Origin of the sequence: Adonisia turfae CCMR0081, assembly GCF_011009555.1 — a bacterium.
Lineage (GTDB): Bacteria > Cyanobacteriota > Cyanobacteriia > Phormidesmidales > Phormidesmidaceae > Leptothoe > Leptothoe turfae.
Window position 1 is genome coordinate 3724239 of the sequence record NZ_QXHD01000004.1, and the last position, 18414, is coordinate 3742652.

Consider the following 18414-nt stretch of genomic DNA (forward strand, 5'->3'; position numbering starts at 1 on the left):
CCCTATGACCAAATCCAATCGTCACTTTGAAACGACGGACCTGAAAGCCAACTTAAATCAGCGCTCACTGCGATCTGGTTTGGTGACCGTGGCGGCTCAACCCCTAAAGTTGGGCATCGGCATTGGTGGCACCATGGTGCTGGCCCGTCTCTTGGTCCCAGCTGATTTTGGCCTGTTGGCGATGGTGCAGCCACTGCTGAGTATTGTGGATAGTCTCAGCAACATGGGCTTAGAAACCGCTACGGTTCAGCGACAGGAGTTTAATCCTGAGCAGGCCAGTGCCATCTTTTGGCTTTCTTTGAAAATCAATGCCCTAATCATTGGTGGCATGGTGTTGACGGCCCCCCTTGTTGCCCAGTTTTATGGTCAGCCAGAAATAACTCACATCCTGTTGTGTCTGGCCATTGGGGTGGCCAGTCTGTGTTTGTCGTTTCAGCATCTATCGCTGTTAAAACGACAAATGCAGTTTGAACTGCTGACCACCATTGAGTTGGTGGCGTTAGGGGTGAGTACAGTGGTTGCGATCGCAACCGCCTGGCTAGGACTGGGTTACTGGGCCTTAGTGCTGCAGTTGACCACCCTGCAGATGACAAAAGGCATTGCCTACTGGCTTTACTGTGACTGGCGTCCCCAGCGCACGGTCAATACTGCCCACTTTCAAAAAGATCTGCGTTCTACCCTGTCCTATGGGCTACATCTGACCGGGTTTCGCTGCATCAGTCGCGTGGGCATGAAGATGGATCGGGTACTGTTAGGCTATGTGGGCGGGGCCAGCTCCCTAGGGTTTTATTCCATGGCCTATAAATGGGCCTATTTCCCGTTTTGGCAGATTTACTACCCGCTGTTTGATGTAGCAGTGTCCAGTTTGAGCCGCAGTTTATCCGAGCCGGAGCGTTATCGCTTCTACTGTCGGCGGGGATTGTTGCTAATCTTTGCTGTCTGTATGCCGGCACTGGTTTACATGTTTATGACCGCTGGCGATGTCACGCTGTTGATGCTGGGGGAACAGTGGCTGGAGATTGTGCCCATGTTTCGCGTTCTAATTGTGGCGGTGTTTGTGGGCTGCATCTATCGTGTGACTAAGTGGATTTATGTGTCGGCTGCCAAAACCCAACGACAGTTTCGCTGGAGTCTGATCCACACGCCGGTAATGATTGTTGCGATCGCAATCGGTGTCCAATGGGGAGCCTATGGCGTTGCCGTTGGGTATACCGTCGGTATGTGCCTGTTGAGCTACCCTGCAGTGGTTTACTGTGTGCACCAATCCCCCATTACCCTGGGCGACTTTATGGGGGCTGTGTGGCGACCTGCCATCGCCTCTCTTCTCTCAGCAGCTCTGCTTTATCTGGTGCAGTTGCCCATGCCGACCATCGCTCTGTTAATTGTGAGGCTGCTGGTCACCGGTCTGATTTATTCCTTAATCTACATCTGTATTTGGCTGGCATTGCCCGGAGGGTATACCCAAGGCAAATTTTTCATTTCAGCATTGTTCAACAAGCTGCAGTAAGCGTTCCTTATCCAAATTGTTTCACACGGAGATTATATGATTACCGATATTCTCGAACTAGGTGAACAAACGCACGGGCAAGTTGTTGTCGTCGGCTCTGGGATAGCCGGTTCTGAAGTGGCTACCCACCTGGCCCGCCACGGCCAAGAAGTGATTCTGTTAGAAAGCGGACGGGAAAAATTTGATCCCTCAATCCAGGCCCTCAACAACGTTATTTTCCTGGGCAAACGCCATCGCGAATTAAACCCCAATACCTACTACCACCAATATCTGCCGCCTGAGCTTCGCGGCGTCAGTCGGGTACGTCAGTTTGGTGGCACCAGTAATGTGTGGACAGGTAAATGGAAATATCTACAGCCCTGGGACTTTGAAGGCAGATCCTGGATTGCTAACAGCGGTTGGCCCATTCGTTATGACGATCTCTTAGAACACTACCGTTCTGCTGCCCAGGACTATGGCTTTGGTGATTTAGAGGCAGAGGCCATCCGGCCTGAGATTATGGCCTTTCGTTCCAAACTATCGGCGGGTGGTTTGAAAATGAGCAGTTTTTATTGGGAGGAAACCCCCACCCGCACAGCCATCCGGTTTGGTGATGAGATGCGGCAATCCCAAAATTTAAAAGTTGTCCTGGGGGCAACGGCCACGGAGCTAAAACTCGATGACGCTTGCCAGCGGGTGTCAGCCGTAGTTTGTCGGTCCCTCGAAGGCCGAGAACGGGTGGTAAAGGGAGATTCCATTGTCTTGGCCACCGGGGCATTTGAAACAGCGCGCCTGTTATTGGCATCTGACCGGCAAATCCCCGGTGGCATTGGTAATACCCATGACCTTGTTGGGCGCTTCTACACCGATCACCCCAAGCACCATACTGGTAAATTACGACCGGGTCCCTTAGCCCAACACTATGCCCACGAGTTGCAATATGCCCCGAAACCAAGATTTTGTGTATGCTTTGCCCTTGATGATGAGACCCAGCGTAAGCAAGAACTGCTGGAACATGTGTTGTATCTACAGCCGATTTATGAAGGGGTGAGAGAGCGTCTAGGACGCATCTTGCGGGGGCGTCCGATCTGTCGAGATGGTAATGGCATTGTCGCCAATTATCGCGTCAAGTTCGTGACTGAGCAGGCTCCACAGCAGGGCAGTCGCGTGAAATTGGCCACGGACTGTGATGTGCTCGGTCAGCGTAAGCTACAGGTGGACTGGTGCTTCACCGATCACGATCGTCGTTCTATGGCAGAGACCCTACAGCTCTTAACCAAACGCTTTGCTGACGTAGGTTTAGGGACGTTTGACTTTGGTGATGATCCGCCCAGCTTAGAAACTATGACAGATGCCGCCCACCAGATGGGGACTACGCGCATGGCCAGTCGCCCTGAGGCAGGTGTGGTTGATCCTAACTGTCGAGTCTTCGGGATGGAGAATCTCTATGTTGCTAGCTCGGCGGTATTTCCCACTGGCCCCTCCTATTCACCTACATTTACCATCTTGGCCCTGGCTCGCCGTTTGGGGCAGCATTTGCTACAAACTACGGCTGTCGGTGTTGGCAGCACTCATTAAGCTAGGGGCAAGTTTGAGTTTTGAGTGTTTAGTTTTGAGTGATAGCTCTCTAGAACAGTAATCGTCGTTGTCGTCATCGTTGTTGTTATGAGTTTCCCTGAATTCTCTATTATTATCCCGACCTATAATCGCCCTGACTGTTTAGAGCAATGTCTGCATAGCCTTGTTCGCTTGGACTATCCAAGGGATTGTTTTGAGATTGTTGTGGTTGACGATGGCAGTCGCATGCCCTTAACTTCAGTGACTGAGAAGTTCTCGTCATTGCTGTCACTGCGCTTGATTCAGCAGCAAAATGCAGGTCCTGCCGCTGCCCGTAATACTGGGGCTGCTGCTGCCCAGGGACATTATCTGGTGTTCACTGATGATGATTGTCAGCCCGCCCCTGACTGGCTTACGGCTCTTGCAGTTGCTTGTAAACAGGTGCCCAATGCTCTGATTGGTGGACGTACCCTGAATGCTCTACCCGATAACCTGTGCGCGACGGCGAGTCAGTTGCTGATTGACTACATTTACGATTATTACAACCCGGGAAAAGGGGAAGCTACATTTTTTGCATCTAATAACTTTGCGATGCCCCGGGATATCTATCAACAGCTCAAGGGCTTTGACACCAGCTTTCCGTTAGCGGCTGGAGAAGATCGAGAATTTTGCGATCGCTGGCGGCACCACGGCTTTTTTATGCACTATGCCCCTAAAATGCAGCTAAAGCATGCCCACAATCTCACCTTAGCGTCCTTTTGGCGGCAACATTTTAACTATGGTCGCGGGGCGTTCCATTTTAACAGAGTTCGCAGTCAGCGTCAGGCCAAACCGATGCAGGTGGAGCCACTGACATTTTATTTTCAACTGCTAACCTATCCGTTCACCAGGGATCAAGGATTGCGCTCTTTTAGTCTCTCAGGACTATTCTTCATATCTCAAGTAGCCAATGTGGTTGGCTTTGCCTGGGAGAAATATAAACAGCGGTCTACCACCTCTACAGTGACAGCAACTTCTTCTTCCTAGAAGAACCCTTACTCTGCCGGTATAAATCCCCCTCGCAGACCACGAGCTGGATTGCGTAAGCGAATATTAAGCTCATTGTAAGTGCAAGGGATGGGCGCATCCCAACATTTAATGCTGTTGTCATTCGCTGGTTTTACATATTGAACGTCATAGGATTGCCTTGCCTGTAAACCGGTACTCGGCATCTTTGGTGGCAGTAGCAAACGAGCTTGGATCGCTGGCTTAAATAGAATTAGAGCTGCAGTCAATCCTAAGCCTACAAACAAGGCTTGGGGCAAATATTTGCGGATGTTAAACCCTGAGAAATCTAGCTGCCACTTAGATTTGGCAATATAGGCGGTGCTCAGCACAGCCGTGCCAATGGCTGGAATCGTTACAAAATAACCCAAACCAAAGCGCACCATTGGGGCACGCACCATGACGAATACCATGCCGATGACGCTGCAGCACAACAGCCATGGGGTACCATAAATCTTCTGTTTGCGCGCTAACACGAAAGTGGGTAATGCCAGAACCGCTGACAGTACCATGAGTATCAGCATGACAATATTAAAGTGGGAGAATTTTAGCCACTCCCATAGCTGCCATAGAAAACGGCTGGGGCCAGGGGGAATATCTCCAAAGTTATGCTCCCAAAAGGTAATCACCTCTACCGCTTTGTCGATGACTTCTGTGGGTACCCGCCAGGGTACATTTACACACAGCATAGAAGACGGGTAAAGAGGACATCCTGAAGTCACAATGCTGACTACTATGAGCGGCGTTAAAAGTAGCAACGAGAGCACACATCCAATCAATAAACGCCGAAAATTTGGGAATTGCCGCTGCCAATAAAACAGCAGTGCAACGGGCAAGAGCGGCAGTGCCGATAGTTTAATGGCTATTGCACCCAAGGCAAGGAATAACGGAATGAGAGAGGCATTCCAAGGATTGGCATCTGTTATTTTCCCAGAGGGCTGAGGTCGGTTCACCACTGCTAGAATGCTCCAGGCCATAATGCCAGAGAGAAATATGACCGGAATGTCGGGTGAAGAGGAGATGAGAATGGTTTCTAAAAATGGACTCAGGATCATGGCTGATAGGACTAGCCCCAGAAAAATCACCATAAACTTGTCGGTGATTCTTGCATTGCCCATGAACCAACGCCCCAAAGAAAGAAACCCATGGCAGGTAATGATCAAAAACACCCAGCCATTGGCCACAGCGGTGACGCGAGATGCCACAGATTCCAGGGTTAAGGGGGCAGCTAGGGCAAACCATGAGGACGTGAAACCAAGATTGTTTAACACTAGGGCCAGGCCAGGGACGGTGCCAAACTTGGATAACCAGCGAACCGCTCCAAAATGATAGAGCCCTGTATCAAACCAGGTCACCTTTGTTGTCATGTAGATGGCTATCAGAACGGTCCAGCCCATGACAGCTGAAACCATAGCTGGCGATCTGGCTTGCCAGAGGTGATAAATTTCGGCCCTGATGGCGGGCCAACAGAGTAGCGGTAGACCCACTCCCATTGCAACGGCTAAACCAGCGATGGGAGAAAGTGGTAGCGCTAGTGAGATTAAAAGTAGGCCATTGGCTAATAAAACAAGCCCTAACCAAAAGGCTGCCATCATGCTATCACCGATGCGATCAAAACAATCTGCTCGTAATCCGATAATGATCGCGATGCCAATAAGCCAACTGATAACGGATAAAATGCCCCATGCCGCAATAAAGTAGATCACAGTTCTACTTGGCCTCTCTATTAATCTTTTGCCTACAGAAAACCTTGTGCGTTGTCTAAATTATGCTAAACAGACGGCATGATTTTCAAAATACTCGTTCTCTTTATGGAAACGCCACTCATGTTAGCGCGTAAATATGTTTAATCTTAACATGTACGAAAGTGCATAATTAAGAACTCAGAACGAATATAAGAAGAGATGGCTATGATTGTGATTCTAAAAAAAATCTCATAATGTCTTCTAAGAAATGACAATGGGACTGAAGACCTATAGGGAAAATTCTATCGAAATAATGCCTTTTTAAATTCTACGGCCCAGAAAATGACTGTGCCTAGGAGAAGTGCGATCGCAAATTCCTGTCCATTCAAAGCTACGGTTGAGAAAAAGACCTGGCATACGGGCACATAAATTACCACCAGCTGTAGGCAGAAGGTGACAATCACTGCCCCTAAAAGTTTTGTATTGGATAGTAGACCAATTCGAAACAGAGACTCTGATGAAGAACGCACTCCCTCTGACAGGGCAATGCGAGAAAATGCCAGGGTTGTAAATACCATGGTTTGCCAGGCAGGGTTGCCGCTACTTTGGTAGTCATAGGCAACGAGAATTAAAATCAGACCCAAGAATAAACCAATCCATAGGATATCTGCTCCCATGCCTCGGCTAAAAATACTTTCATTGGGATGGTAGGGCGGTCTTTCCATGACGCGTTGTTCCGCTGGTTCAAAACTCAGCGCCAGGGCTAACAAACCATCGGCAATTAAGTTGATCCATAAAATCTGGATGGGCACCAACGGAATCGGCATCCCCAAGAATGGTGCTAAAAACAACAACCATAACTGGCCCACATTCCCTGCCAGCGTGTACTTGATAAACTTGCGAATATTGTCATAGATCACCCGCCCTTCCCTGACCGCAGCAACAATGGAGGCAAAGTTGTCGTCTTGTAGCACAATGTCTGCGGCTTCTTTAGCGACGTCGGTGCCGGTGATACCCATGGCAACACCAATGTCGGCCTGTTTTAGGGCCGGAGCGTCGTTGACACCATCGCCCGTCATGGCAACAATGTGACCGCGTCGCTGTAGAGCTTGAACAATTTTCAGCTTGTCTTCTGGTGTGACCCGTGCATAGACCCCGATCTTGGTGACGACGGTCTCCAATTCATCGACGGGCATTTTGCTGAGGTCCTGGCCTGTGAGTAGGGGATTGCTGCCAATGCCTAAGTCCTGGGCAATGTGTTTGGCCGTTAAGGGGTGATCGCCGGTAATCATCACCACCTGGATACCAGCGGTTTGGCAGAGGCCAATGGCATCCTTAACCTCTGGACGGGCGGGGTCCATCAGACCCATCATGCCGAGAAATACCAGCTGATGCTCCAGTTCTTCTGGAGCACTGGCCAAGGGACGGAAGGCCAGACCCAGCACCCGCAGCCCCTGATTGGCTAGATGATCATGGGCACTGCAAATTCGCTGGCGCAGATCGTCTGTGAGGGGCTGTACTTGATCATCAACCCAGACCCGATCTAGGGTGGGTATGAGGCTGTGGAGTGCCCCTTTACTAAAAACAACGGTATTGGTATGACTGGGAGCTACCTGCTGCCATGTCTGTTGTAGAAAGGTTGGCAACGGTTGTTCACAGCGGTGGTAGGTGGTCATGCGCTTGCGGTCTGAGTCAAAGGGGACCTCGTCGATGCGGGGCCACAGCTGATCGAGCTTGCGTTTGGGTAATCCCAATTGAGCGGCAGCTGTGATTAGGGCAGCTTCAGTGGGGTCGCCAATGGCTTGGTCATTATCTAAAGAGGCGTCATTACATAGGGCACCGCTCAGCAATAACAGACTCAGGGACGGATTATTCAGGGCATCCTCCAGCGCCACTTGTTCGTCAGCCATGTCCAATACGGTGACCGTCATGCGGTTTGCCGTGAGGGTACCGGTTTTGTCAGAACAAATTGTTGTTACCGAACCCAACGTTTCGACCGCTGGTAAATGGCGAATCAGTGCTTGGCGCTTGAGCATACGCTCTGCCCCTAGGGCCAGGGCAATGGTGACGACCGCTGGCAGTCCTTCGGGCACGGCGGCTACGGCAATGCTAACGGCGGTGATCAGCATTTGCCGTAGCGGTTCTCCCTGGATAAAGCCCATGGTGGCAATCACCAGGGAAATGGCAATGGCTCCTGCGCCGAGAACCTTGCCAAGCTGGGCCAAACGTTTTTGTAGAGGTGTGGCCTCCACATCAACTGACTGCAGCATCCGGGCAATGTGGCCAATCTCAGTCTCCATACCGGTTTCGGTCACCACAAAAGTACCGCGACCACGGGTGATGGTGGTACTGTGGTAAACCATGTTGCAGCGGTCACCGAGGGGTTGTTCCTCCGTCAACACAGCGGATGCCTGTTTGTCTACGGGAGCACTCTCGCCTGTGAGGGTCGCTTCTTGCACCTGGAGGTTCACTGTTTCCACTAAACGTCCATCGGCAGGAACAACGTTGCCAGTTTCTAGCAGCACTAAGTCGCCGCGTACCACAGAGACCATGGAGCATTCCTGAATCTGGCCATCCCGTTTTACACGCACTGTTGGTACGGCTAGCTTTTTAAGGGCAGCCAGGGCTCGTTCGGCCTTGCGTTCTTGGCGAAATCCTAAGGTTGCATTAAAAATGACGATGGCGAGAATTGCGATCGCATCGCGTAAATCCCCCACTATTCCAGAAATAACCGCCGCCACAATCAGCATCACCACCAGGGGTTCACTGATCTGACCCCACAGTACCTGCCAGGGAGATTTACCCTTGGCCGCCATGAGCTCATTCGGACCATCTCGCAACAACCGCTGTTGAGCTGTTGCAGTGGTTAATCCGTCCTCTAGATCGCTGTTAATCTGCCGTGCCACGACATCGGCTTCCAGTTGATACCAGTGACTCACAGTTACCTATGTGGTGAGTGGTGAATGGTGAGTGGTGAGGGATAAACAACAATCTCTCACCATATAAAAATCGATTTAACGATTTTTGCCCGCCAGACTTCCAGTGTAGCTCTCTGACAGATAAAGGTTTTATACTCTTAACAGAGAATACTAAAGGTGAAAATCATTAACGGCCTGGTTGATTTTTGGGGTGACTTTATCGGTTGAACCCAGACCGTTAGCCAGACCGTTAGGGTATCTTGTAGCTAGATTTATTGTCTAAATCAATAATGGCAAAAAACTGCGGCAAAAGAAGATTTTTGCCGCAGTTATAGTCTGTATCTAAATATGCTAGAGCACTAATTATGCTTGCGAAAGATAACATTCTGCTAAGTTGCAAGCTTCATTAACCCTGCCTAGTCTTGATACAACAGGATCGATTGATCAGGCTCAATGACAACGACGCTAGGTGCTGTGACGTTGCCCACAACAACCCCCGCTGCGGCACCCCCTAAAATCTCTAGGAAGTCAATATCCCCAAGGATTTCACCCACAATCAATCCCCCTGCTGCACCGATGGCTGCATCTTCGATAATGTCGCCAACGTCAGTTTGGCGTGGGTCTTTGCGATCGGCGAGAGTTTCAGATGTGGCATCAATGTCAAAGATGCGGTCTCCTACCTCGGCAGACGTTGCCACATAGCGGAGTCCGCCGTCCACTGGCTCAAACTGCCCTCGAATAATGCTGCCTTCTGGCAAGAAGCGATCGCCAATGGACGTGCGGTCTTCTAATACGAGGTTGTATTCATGGACTTCATCTTTATTTAGGTAAAGTGTTTCGTCGCTACTAACGGTAGTGTTCAGGGTTTGCTCGGTCTGGGCGACAATAACGGGTTCAGTCTGCTCAACAGTAGTCTCTTGAGCCAGAACCGGACTAATGATGGCACCGAGAGAAATGAGCGCACTCGCAATTGCAACAGCCTTCATGGTGGATACCCCCATTGGTTAACTTGGCCTTTTCTAACACAGTATTTACTACAAAAATGAGCAAGTTATGGAACCCATCTACTTAATCCCTGGGTTGATAAGGGGTAAGGGGGACACATTAACTGTTATGTAACCCATGGCTAATAGCGCCTACTCAAAAAAATGATTTTTAGGCGTCAAATAAGTCATGTAGTCAATACTGGGAACAGATTGATTAAACCAATCTAAACTACAACTAAACAAACGGCTATGACAGTTGAAGTGCTGTCATAGCCGTTTTTTGACAGGTTTATAGAAAGTTGCAAAAGAGCTTATAAAAAGCTTTTATAAGCTTGCTAGAAATCTATTAAGTTGCTCTAGAAAAATAGGATTATAGGCCGCAAGTACGCCTCCTAAAAAACCAAACATATGAGCCTCCCACGACAATGTGGTCTCTTCTGAATCTGGTAGCATGGTCCAAAACTGATCACCATAGAGCAGCATGACGACAAATGCTAATCCAATAGTCATAAGGGTGACTTCTAGATATCCTCGCGCGATTAAATAGCCCAGATATCCGAAAATTAAACCGCTGGCTCCCAGGTGAATGGCAGAACGGCCAAAAATCCAGGTGCCTAAGCCACTTACCAACAAAATCGCCAGGCTGATGGCATAAAAATTGTCGATACCTTGCAGTAGGACGAGCCAACCTAAAATGGCAAAGGGCAGTGTGTTGGCAATCAAATGCCCAGCATTGCGATGGAGGAGAGGGGAAAATACAATACCCAATAGCCCTAACGGTGCACGGGGACGAATGCCCAGTAACCGATTTAAGCCACCTCCTAGGTAGGCAAAATTAACAACACCCACCACCCAAGCCATGATAATGCAGTCCCGCAGGACTTTAGCTTGGGTTTGCCAGTCGATGGGAACAAACATCGAGAGTATAACTGTGCCCAAAATCATGTAGATAAGGACAAGCTGTTGCTTAACCCCGGTCATGACACAAACCTGCTGTTATAAATATTAGATTTTGTGAATCTGAACGAGTAGAAGCACCCTATGGTCGTATCTCAACGGGATGAGATACACCTACGTAGATAGACGGTTGTACTTTACTTTACTTAGATTTTTGTAAAAAATGCACAAAAACTTTGAACGTAAACAAAATTCAACACCCATCGGAGTCTAGGCTTGGCTAGCACATTGGCAATGCACGGAATGCTGCTTTTTGTAGGTGTTTTCAGATACTGGGTATGGCTGAGATTTCCTATGGCGGCCATGCATATCGGCTGCCAATGGATGGGAAAATACTATGGGTCTGGTGCCATTGTTATAGGGTTGCTGGTTGAGAAGTCCGTCAGCTCTTAGGATGGAGTAGGTGACATCGATGTCTGGAACCAGTCTGAATTCACACTTGGAAAAAGGATGAACTTAAAATCGTTGGCGACGGGCTTTGGTGCGGTCTTTGGGGCACTATCAATTATTTTTTTGGGGCTATTGAGTTTTGCGTCTCCTGGCTGGGCGTACATTCAAGATGATGTGGACATGCTGTTAGAGCTGAGGGACTGTCCTGTCTGCATCCTCAATGAGGCTGATCTGTCAGGGGAAGATTTTGCTCGGGTCAACCTCAAAATTGCAGAGCTTTCCGATGCAAATTTAAGCAAGACCAATTTGCAAGAAGCTAATTTGATGCTGACGGCACTACAGGGCGCTGATCTGCGTGAGGCGAATCTTGCGGGTGCCTCTATGAACGGTGCCCGTTTACAGGGCGCTGATCTGCGCGGGGCCGATCTGACGGGGACTGTGCTGACCCAGGCCAATATTGAAGGGGCGAATTTTCAGGGGGCGAATCTTCAGAAGGCGGACCTGACGGCTGCCGTCATTGGTGATGCTGATTGGCGTGGAGCCAATCTCAAGGGCGCAAATCTGCGTGGGGCTACCTGGGCAGAGGCGATTATCTGTGACACGGTGCTACCCGATGGCACCTTGGGCGATCGCAACTGCTAATTCTGGTCTAAATCCTGTCCTCGTCCTCACCCAGCATTGCCGCTATGGTAAACCGGCAGGTCGAGGTCTGAGGACGCCCTGGTTGCACCCCCGCATTGTCCCAGTTGTATCGGTCAAACTATGAGTGAAATCACCCTAAATCTCATCGCCGTCTCGTTTTTTTCGGTGACGATGTTAATTTTGCTAGGTCCATTAATGGCGATTTCGCCGGAGGGGCTAGCCACAGTTACGGCGACTCTATTGGGTTTGATCACCATTGATCAGTTGGGTTGGCAAGGGCGCGGTGGTCGTCTGCTGGTGGATTGGCTGTCACAGCGGTCGCCGGAATATTGCGATCGCATTGTCCGCCACGAAGCAGGCCACTTTTTAACCGCCTATCTGTTGGGCATTCCCATTGATGCCTACACCCTGACAGCCTGGGAAACCCTGCGTTCCGGAGTTGATGGCAGTGGCGGCGTAATTTTCAAAACCGACGGCATCGACCGAGCGGTGGAGAACGGCAAAATCAGCCAGCAAGAAATCGATCGCTACTGCACCGTTTGGATGGCCGGCATTGCCGCCGAAGAAATCGCCTATGGTACCGCCCAAGGTGGCCGGGACGATCGGCTGAAACTAAATGTATTGTGGCGGCAAATAAATCGCCCCTTAGCGGAAGTGCCCCTAAAGCAGCGCTGGTCTATGCTCCAGGCCAAAAACCTCATTGAAAAAGAATCTGATGCCTACGGGGCCTTGATCGATGCCATGGCCGAGCGTCGTCCCGTAAACGAGTGTTGCGAGCTGATTGAGCAGAATCTGCAATCGGCAGAGGTCTAGCCCCTCGTTCTACGGAACACATCCATTCGTTAATGAATACCTACAAAACCATTGCCGTTTCATCAAACTTGATGCAACATCGGTCAGAATAGTAAAGCCTGGTATCAACTTGAGCCGAAAAGCCTGATTAGGTGAGAAATCAGAATCTAGGAGTTAGAAGTCAGGGTGAACTGGCTCCTAACGTCTTTCCTTAGGATATCTTTCACCTTTAAGTTGTTAACCCCTTATCCACGCAAACCTAAGTCCGCCAAGCGCGCCTGTTAAAAAAATGTCTACGTCAAAGCCTGGGTTAAAAAAATCAGTTACCACTGGCGCTGGGATTCGCCAGGCCTTTCTCAAGTTTTACGAAGCGAAAGGTCATAAGATCCTGCCCAGTGCGTCACTGGTGCCCGAAGATCCCACGGTTTTGTTGACTATTGCCGGTATGCTGCCCTTTAAGCCTATTTTTCTGGGCCAGCGCCAGGCACCCGTAGACCGAGCTACCACGTCTCAGAAATGTATTCGCACCAACGACATTGAGAACGTAGGCCGCACCGCCCGCCACCACACCTTCTTTGAAATGCTGGGCAACTTTAGCTTTGGCGATTATTTTAAAGAGCAGGCCGTGGCTTGGGCTTGGGAACTTTCCACTGAAGTCTTTAAACTCGCCCCTCAGAACTTGGTGGTCAGTGTCTTTCGCGAAGATGACGAGGCCTATGCCATCTGGCGCGACCAGGTCGGTGTGCCTGAAAAACGTATCATCCGCATGGGTGAAGAGGATAATTTCTGGAAGTCGGGGCCTACAGGTCCCTGTGGCCCCTGTTCTGAAATTTACTATGACTTCCACCCTGAAAAAGGGGATGACGACATTGATCTCGAAGACGATACCCGGTTTATCGAGTTCTACAACCTGGTATTTATGCAGTATAACCGGGATGCCGAAGGCAACCTGACGCCGCTACAGGCCCAGAACATCGACACCGGCATGGGGCTAGAGCGCATGGCCCAAATCCTTCAGAAGAAGCCCAATAATTACGAAACGGATCTAATTTTTCCGATTATTCAGACGGCTGCAGACATCGCTAAGGTGGACTACTTCAAGCAGGATGAGTCTGCCAAGGTCTCGCTGAAGGTGATTGGTGACCATGTGCGGTCCGTGGTGCATATGATTTCCGATGGCATTACCGCATCCAACGTGGGTCGGGGCTATATTCTGCGCCGCTTGATCCGTCGTGTGGTGCGCCATGGTCGCCTGCTGGGTATCGAAGGTGCCTTTATCAATGAAGTGGCGGAGAGTGCGATCGCACTTTGTGAGTCCGCTTATCCTGACCTGCGGGAGCGAGAAGACATCATCAAAGCTGAGCTACAGCGTGAAGAAGACCAGTTCCTCAAAACCCTGGAGCGGGGTGAAAAGCTACTGGCTGAAATCCTTGAGCGTAAGCCCAAGCAGATTTCTGGTGCAGAGGCCTTTAAGCTGTTTGACACCTTTGGCTTCCCCCTGGAATTGACCCAAGAAATTGCCGAAGAGAATGGCCTAATCGTCGATGTAAAAGGGTTCGAAATAGAAATGGCAGCCCAGCGGGAGCGCTCTAAGAGTGCCCATGAAACCATTGACCTGCTGGCCCAGGGCAACCTCAGCGAGTTGGGCATCGATTCTACTGACTTCCTTGGCTATACCGATGCCACTAGCCAAAGTACGGTTAGGGCCATTTTAGTCAATGGTGAAACGGTGGAAACCTCAGAAGCGGGGACTGAAGTGCAACTGGTGCTGGATCAGACTCCCTTCTACGCCGAGTCCGGTGGTCAAATTGGCGATCGCGGTTTTCTGGCTGGCGATACCCTGGTGGTACGCATTGAGGATGTGCAAAAGGACAATACCCTGTATATCCATCTAGGTCGAGTGGAGCGTGGCACCCTGAAGGTGGGCGATAGCGTTAGTGCTCAGATTGATCGCGCCTGCCGTCGTCGTGCCCAGGCCAACCATACCGCCACCCATCTACTACAGGCTGCCCTGAAAAAGCTAGTGGACGATAGCATTTCCCAGGCGGGTTCACTGGTGAGCTTTGACCGCTTGCGGTTTGACTTTAACTGCCCCCGTGCTTTGACGGCTGCTGAGGTGCAGCAGGTAGAGGCCCAGGTGAACACCTGGATTGCTGAGGCCCATGGTGCCCAGGTGGACGTCATGCCCATTGACGATGCCAAGGCTAAGGGGGCGACCGCTATGTTTGGCGAAAAATATGGCGATGAGGTGCGCGTTGTCGATTTTCCTGGTGTATCCATGGAGCTGTGCGGCGGCACCCATGTGGGCAATACAGCTGAGATCGGTGTGTTTAAGATTATTGCCGAATCAGGGATTGCCGCTGGCGTGCGACGCATTGAGGCCGTGGCTGGTCCGGCGGTGCTGGAATACTTAAACGTGCGCGATCAGATTGTGAAGGATCTGAGCGATCGGTTTAAGGCCAAGCCTGAGGACCTGGTGGACCGAATTACTAACCTACAGAGTGAGCTTAAGGCCACACAGAAAACCGTTGATGGCCTTAAGTCTGAGTTAGCGTTACTGAAGTCTGATCAGCTGTTAGACCAAGCAGAAACCCTGGGTGACTTCCAGGTGCTGGTGGCCAACATGGGCGAAGTGGATGCAGATTCTCTGAAGACTGCGGCTGAGTGTTTGTTACAGAAGCTAGGCGATGGTGCTGTGGTGTTGGGGTCTATCCCCGCTGAGGGCAAGGTGAGTCTGGTGGCAACCTTTAGTAAGCCTGTCATGGATAAAGGTTTGAAGGCTGGTAAATTTATCGGCGGTATTGCCAAGATTACTGGCGGTGGCGGTGGCGGTCGGCCAAACTTTGCCCAGGCAGGCGGTCGTGATGCGTCGAAATTGCCCGAGGCATTGGATGCTGCGAAGCATCAGTTGGCAGAGGCTTTGGGGTAGGGGGCAAAATGTAGGGGCATACCCTTGTGGTTGCCCTGCTGCTGCATTTAATGCCACCTATTCTTTGGTGGGCCGTGCCCATCCTACGATTTATGCATCTTCCCCCTGATGAAGAATCTCGTCTGACTATCAACATCGTGCCGATGATCGATGTGGTCTTTGCGATTCTGGCGTTTTTTATTCTCTCTACGCTGTACCTGACACGGGCGGAGGGTTTGCCGGTGACGCTACCCACAGCAACCACTTCGGTCAGTCAAGATGAGGCCGCGCTGACCCTAACGATTACGGCAGAGGGGGCATTATTTTTGGGGGATGAGCCAGTGACGCTAGAGGCCTTGCCGGCTGATGTGCAGGCGCTAATTGCACCGGGGCAGCCTGCCATGGTGACCATCCGGGCCGATGCGGCGACGCCCCATGGTCAGGTGGTGGCGGTGATGGATCGGATTCGGAATTTGGCAGGTGTACGGTTGGGGATTGCGACGCAGCAACCGTGATATTGATTTTGAAGGATTCATTTTGACTTGGACGGTGGGCCATGCCTACCATCTGGATATTATTATTCCTCTGCTGTTAACAATGCCTTGAAGAGATTGATAAACGGTTGTCCTGAGGTTTCCTCTTGGTTTTCAAGGGTGACGATGGTGAGCTGTTGTTCTGGCAGAAAGTACATAAAGCTGCCAGCGCCTGGAAAACCACCATTGTGACCCAGCAGAGGACCGCCAGGGGTATCGCGTAGTTCCAGACCGAGACCATAGCGATCGCGATCGCCTTCCTCAACCACGAGACTCTCCTGCTGCATTAGATTAAAGGCGTTAGGGGTTAACAGTTCTCCATTGTGCAGGGCTTCAGAAAATCGGGCCAGGTCTGCCACCGACGCAATGACACCCCCTTCGCCAAAGCCCTGGGCAGTGGGATGAAAGAAGACGGGAACAAGTTGTGATTCTGCCGATGGGTCGATTTCTTGGATGTCAACATACCCGCGCAGCACGTTATCGGTCATTTCATTGTCATAGACCACCGAGGATGCATCCATGCCCAGGGGCTCAAAGAGACGCGATCGCAATTGTCCCCCTAAGCTATCACCGGTAGCTGCCTCAATAATGAGTCCCAACAGCGTATAGTTTGTGTTGCTATAGCTGTGGCGTTCCCCTGGTGTAAAGTTGCCAGGTTCCCCATAGGCCAACTGCAAAAAATCTTCCGGTTGCCAAATGCGGTGGGGATCTGACAATATTGCCGCTGCAAAATCATCATCTAAAAAATCTGGAATACCGCTGCTATGGTTAAGCAACTGGCGCAGGGTAATCGTTTCGCTGTGTTCAATTTTGCCGATGGTGTTGGGCAGCCACTGGCTGAGGGTATCATCCAGGTTTAGTTTGCCTTCCTGCATCAGTTGCAAGGTGACGACGGCCACCATCGGTTTGGTAATGCTGCCGATGTCCATGGCGGCATCCGCAGGCATCGGGGTGCCATTTTCCAGGTTGGCAAGACCAGCTGCGCCATTCCAAACCGAGCCGTCCCCTGTGATGATGTGCAGGTTTGCACCGGGGGCTTCGCTGGATTCCAGGGCCGCTTGCAGGGTGGCAATCAGACTGGCATCGCCAAATTCAAAGTTGTTGGCCTTGAGCTGATGGGGGTGAATATTGTGGAGTTTTACCAGTTGCTGGTCCTGGTGGGAAATAATTGTATGGTGGCCCTGGCGGTCAAAGCTAAGATTGTTGTAGGTAAGCCCTAATTGGGTAAATTTAATGCGATCGCGACCCCTTTGAAAGTCTCGGATGCGGGTGATGCCGTTGGTCCCGGAGCCGATCCAAAATTCATCGGCCCCGGCCCCGCCTACGAGTACATCACCGCCATCGCGATCAATTAAGCGATCGCGACCGGCTCCGCCAAACAGGCGGTCTTGCCCGGTGCCACCGTCGAGCTGATCGTCACCGACACCACCGCGTATGCGATCTCGACCCGCTTGCCCAAATAGGCGATCATTTCCCTGGCCCCCCAGCAAGACATCGTTGCCGCTGCCGCCGATAAGCTGGTCATGGCCCGCTTCTCCCAGCAGTCGATCATTGTCTGCTCCACCGTGGAGATAATCATCCCCCTGGCCCCCCAGCAGTCGATCGTGACCGGCGTTACCCAACAGGTGATCCTCACCGGCTTTACCCTGAATGATGTCATTATTCGCGGTGCCTACCAGGTTGTCGTTTTTAACGGTGCCCTTAATGCGATGGATCTGTTTAGGGTTGGCCGTCAAACTAGGGGCAGCTTCATGGTTAATTTCATGGGCAACCATGGGGCTATAGAGGGCAAGCGGTATGGAGGGGTGGGGGGTGGGGGTAATGCTGTTATGGGCTGTTGAGGGGAGTAGGTCAGCACCGACTACAACCGGAGGTGTAACAGTCTGAGATGTTTCAGGGATAAACATAATGAACTTGCGGCATGTGTGATTGTTAGTTTGGCAATGACAAGACCGCTTTCACATCATGCGATTGGGTCACCCAATCAGGTGATCCGTAGTTGTAGGCGCGTTATTTTTTGGAGACCTGGGGTCGGATTGTTGTGGGGATAGGGTGTTTGGAAATGGGGTATGACCCTGTAGGGTTGGGTATTGTAGCGTAGCTGTGGGATAGGTGAATTATTCGGAACTGTTGGACAACAGATTTTTTAGAATGGTTTGGGTGAGGGGGTGATGGTCAAGTTGTTGTGTTTGGTTTGTTTCGATCACCTTTTGCAAGATGGCAATAAAGTTGTTGCCAACGGTTTGGGTGTTGGGATGGTCCTGCCCGAGTTTGGCAAGAAAAATGTCTAGGGCTTTGACACCACAGTTAGCTGACTCTGCATAACGTTCTAACCCATAGAGAAACATTGCTAAATTATTCAGACTCCGAGCGGTATCGGGATGATCAGGGCCGAGCTGGGCTTCATAGATGGCTAAGGATCGCTGGTAGAGGGGTTCGGCGTCTTCGTAGCGCCCCATGGTGCGGTACAACCCTCCTAAATTATTCAGACTCCGAGCGGTAGAGGGATGATCAGG

At 50.9% G+C, this 18414-nt stretch carries 13 protein-coding genes; 7 read left to right on the forward strand and 6 right to left on the reverse strand.

Translation table 11 applies throughout. The annotated features are described in order from the left end of the window. Positions 1–4: 4 nt before the first annotated feature. The 3 genes from DXZ20_RS20185 (at position 5) to DXZ20_RS20195 (ending at position 4069) form a co-directional block, all read left to right on the forward strand. Complete coding sequence (locus tag DXZ20_RS20185; RefSeq protein WP_163700107.1) at positions 5–1507, forward strand: lipopolysaccharide biosynthesis protein; 1503 nt, start codon at positions 5–7, stop codon at positions 1505–1507. 36 nt (positions 1508–1543) lie between these two features. Continuing rightward, positions 1544–3064: an FAD-dependent oxidoreductase gene (locus DXZ20_RS20190; RefSeq protein ID WP_163665925.1), complete on the forward strand. Its 1521-nt coding sequence runs from the start codon at positions 1544–1546 to the stop codon at positions 3062–3064. A gap of 87 nt (positions 3065–3151) precedes the next feature. Further along, positions 3152–4069: a glycosyltransferase family 2 protein gene (locus DXZ20_RS20195; protein WP_163700108.1), complete on the forward strand. Its 918-nt coding sequence runs from the start codon at positions 3152–3154 to the stop codon at positions 4067–4069. Between the two features lie 8 nt (positions 4070–4077). On the opposite strand, the gene DXZ20_RS20200 is transcribed toward DXZ20_RS20195, so the two are convergent. From DXZ20_RS20200 to DXZ20_RS20215, 4 genes are all read right to left on the reverse strand, one after another. Further along, the gene (locus DXZ20_RS20200) at positions 4078–5793 is read right to left on the reverse strand and encodes an LIC_10190 family membrane protein (protein ID WP_163700110.1); all 1716 of its coding nucleotides are present in this window, start codon (positions 5791–5793) and stop codon (positions 4078–4080) included. 281 nt (positions 5794–6074) lie between these two features. Further along, complete coding sequence (locus DXZ20_RS20205) at positions 6075–8711, reverse strand: calcium-translocating P-type ATPase, PMCA-type (RefSeq protein ID WP_163700112.1); 2637 nt, start codon at positions 8709–8711, stop codon at positions 6075–6077. A gap of 395 nt (positions 8712–9106) precedes the next feature. Then, the gene (locus DXZ20_RS20210; protein WP_250565847.1) at positions 9107–9676 is read right to left on the reverse strand and encodes a hypothetical protein; all 570 of its coding nucleotides are present in this window, start codon (positions 9674–9676) and stop codon (positions 9107–9109) included. Positions 9677–10000: 324 nt separating this feature from the next. Beyond that, positions 10001–10657 (reverse strand): rhomboid family intramembrane serine protease, encoded by a 657-nt coding sequence (locus tag DXZ20_RS20215; RefSeq protein WP_163700117.1) that lies wholly within the window; start codon positions 10655–10657, stop codon positions 10001–10003. A gap of 426 nt (positions 10658–11083) precedes the next feature. Between DXZ20_RS20215 and DXZ20_RS20220 the strand changes: the two genes are divergently transcribed. The 4 genes from DXZ20_RS20220 (at position 11084) to DXZ20_RS20235 (ending at position 15880) form a co-directional block, all read left to right on the forward strand. Continuing rightward, positions 11084–11665: a pentapeptide repeat-containing protein gene (locus DXZ20_RS20220; RefSeq protein WP_163665913.1), complete on the forward strand. Its 582-nt coding sequence runs from the start codon at positions 11084–11086 to the stop codon at positions 11663–11665. Positions 11666–11785: 120 nt separating this feature from the next. Beyond that, positions 11786–12478, forward strand: a complete 693-nt coding sequence (locus DXZ20_RS20225) for an ATP-dependent Zn protease (protein WP_163700119.1) — start codon at positions 11786–11788, stop codon at positions 12476–12478. A 268-nt stretch (positions 12479–12746) separates the two neighbouring features. After that, entirely contained in the window at positions 12747–15386 is a 2640-nt protein-coding gene (gene alaS, locus DXZ20_RS20230; protein ID WP_163700121.1) for an alanine--tRNA ligase, read from the forward strand. A 26-nt stretch (positions 15387–15412) separates the two neighbouring features. Beyond that, on the forward strand, positions 15413–15880 hold the full coding sequence (locus DXZ20_RS20235; RefSeq protein WP_348918712.1) for an ExbD/TolR family protein: 468 nt from the start codon (positions 15413–15415) through the stop codon (positions 15878–15880). Between the two features lie 62 nt (positions 15881–15942). Here DXZ20_RS20235 and DXZ20_RS20240 read toward each other — a convergent pair whose 3' ends face one another. Both DXZ20_RS20240 and DXZ20_RS20245 read right to left on the reverse strand, forming a co-directional pair. After that, complete coding sequence (locus DXZ20_RS20240; RefSeq protein ID WP_163700123.1) at positions 15943–17805, reverse strand: serine hydrolase; 1863 nt, start codon at positions 17803–17805, stop codon at positions 15943–15945. 210 nt (positions 17806–18015) lie between these two features. Next, positions 18016–18414 (reverse strand): tetratricopeptide repeat protein (locus tag DXZ20_RS20245; RefSeq protein WP_163703557.1); only part of this gene is annotated, 399 nt, incomplete at its 5' end.

Coding starts and splice junctions, on each gene's coding strand:
- DXZ20_RS20225 (WP_163700119.1), top strand. CDS start 11,786: ATGAGTGAAATCACCCTAAATCTCATCGCCGTCTCGTTTTTTTCGGTG.
- DXZ20_RS20185 (WP_163700107.1), top strand. CDS start 5: ATGACCAAATCCAATCGTCACTTTGAAACGACGGACCTGAAAGCCAAC.
- alaS (WP_163700121.1), top strand. CDS start 12,747: ATGTCTACGTCAAAGCCTGGGTTAAAAAAATCAGTTACCACTGGCGCT.
- DXZ20_RS20240 (WP_163700123.1), bottom strand. CDS start 17,805: ATGTTTATCCCTGAAACATCTCAGACTGTTACACCTCCGGTTGTAGTC.
- DXZ20_RS20210 (WP_250565847.1), bottom strand. CDS start 9,676: ATGAAGGCTGTTGCAATTGCGAGTGCGCTCATTTCTCTCGGTGCCATC.
- DXZ20_RS20190 (WP_163665925.1), top strand. CDS start 1,544: ATGATTACCGATATTCTCGAACTAGGTGAACAAACGCACGGGCAAGTT.
- DXZ20_RS20220 (WP_163665913.1), top strand. CDS start 11,084: ATGAACTTAAAATCGTTGGCGACGGGCTTTGGTGCGGTCTTTGGGGCA.
- DXZ20_RS20195 (WP_163700108.1), top strand. CDS start 3,152: ATGAGTTTCCCTGAATTCTCTATTATTATCCCGACCTATAATCGCCCT.
- DXZ20_RS20215 (WP_163700117.1), bottom strand. CDS start 10,657: ATGACCGGGGTTAAGCAACAGCTTGTCCTTATCTACATGATTTTGGGC.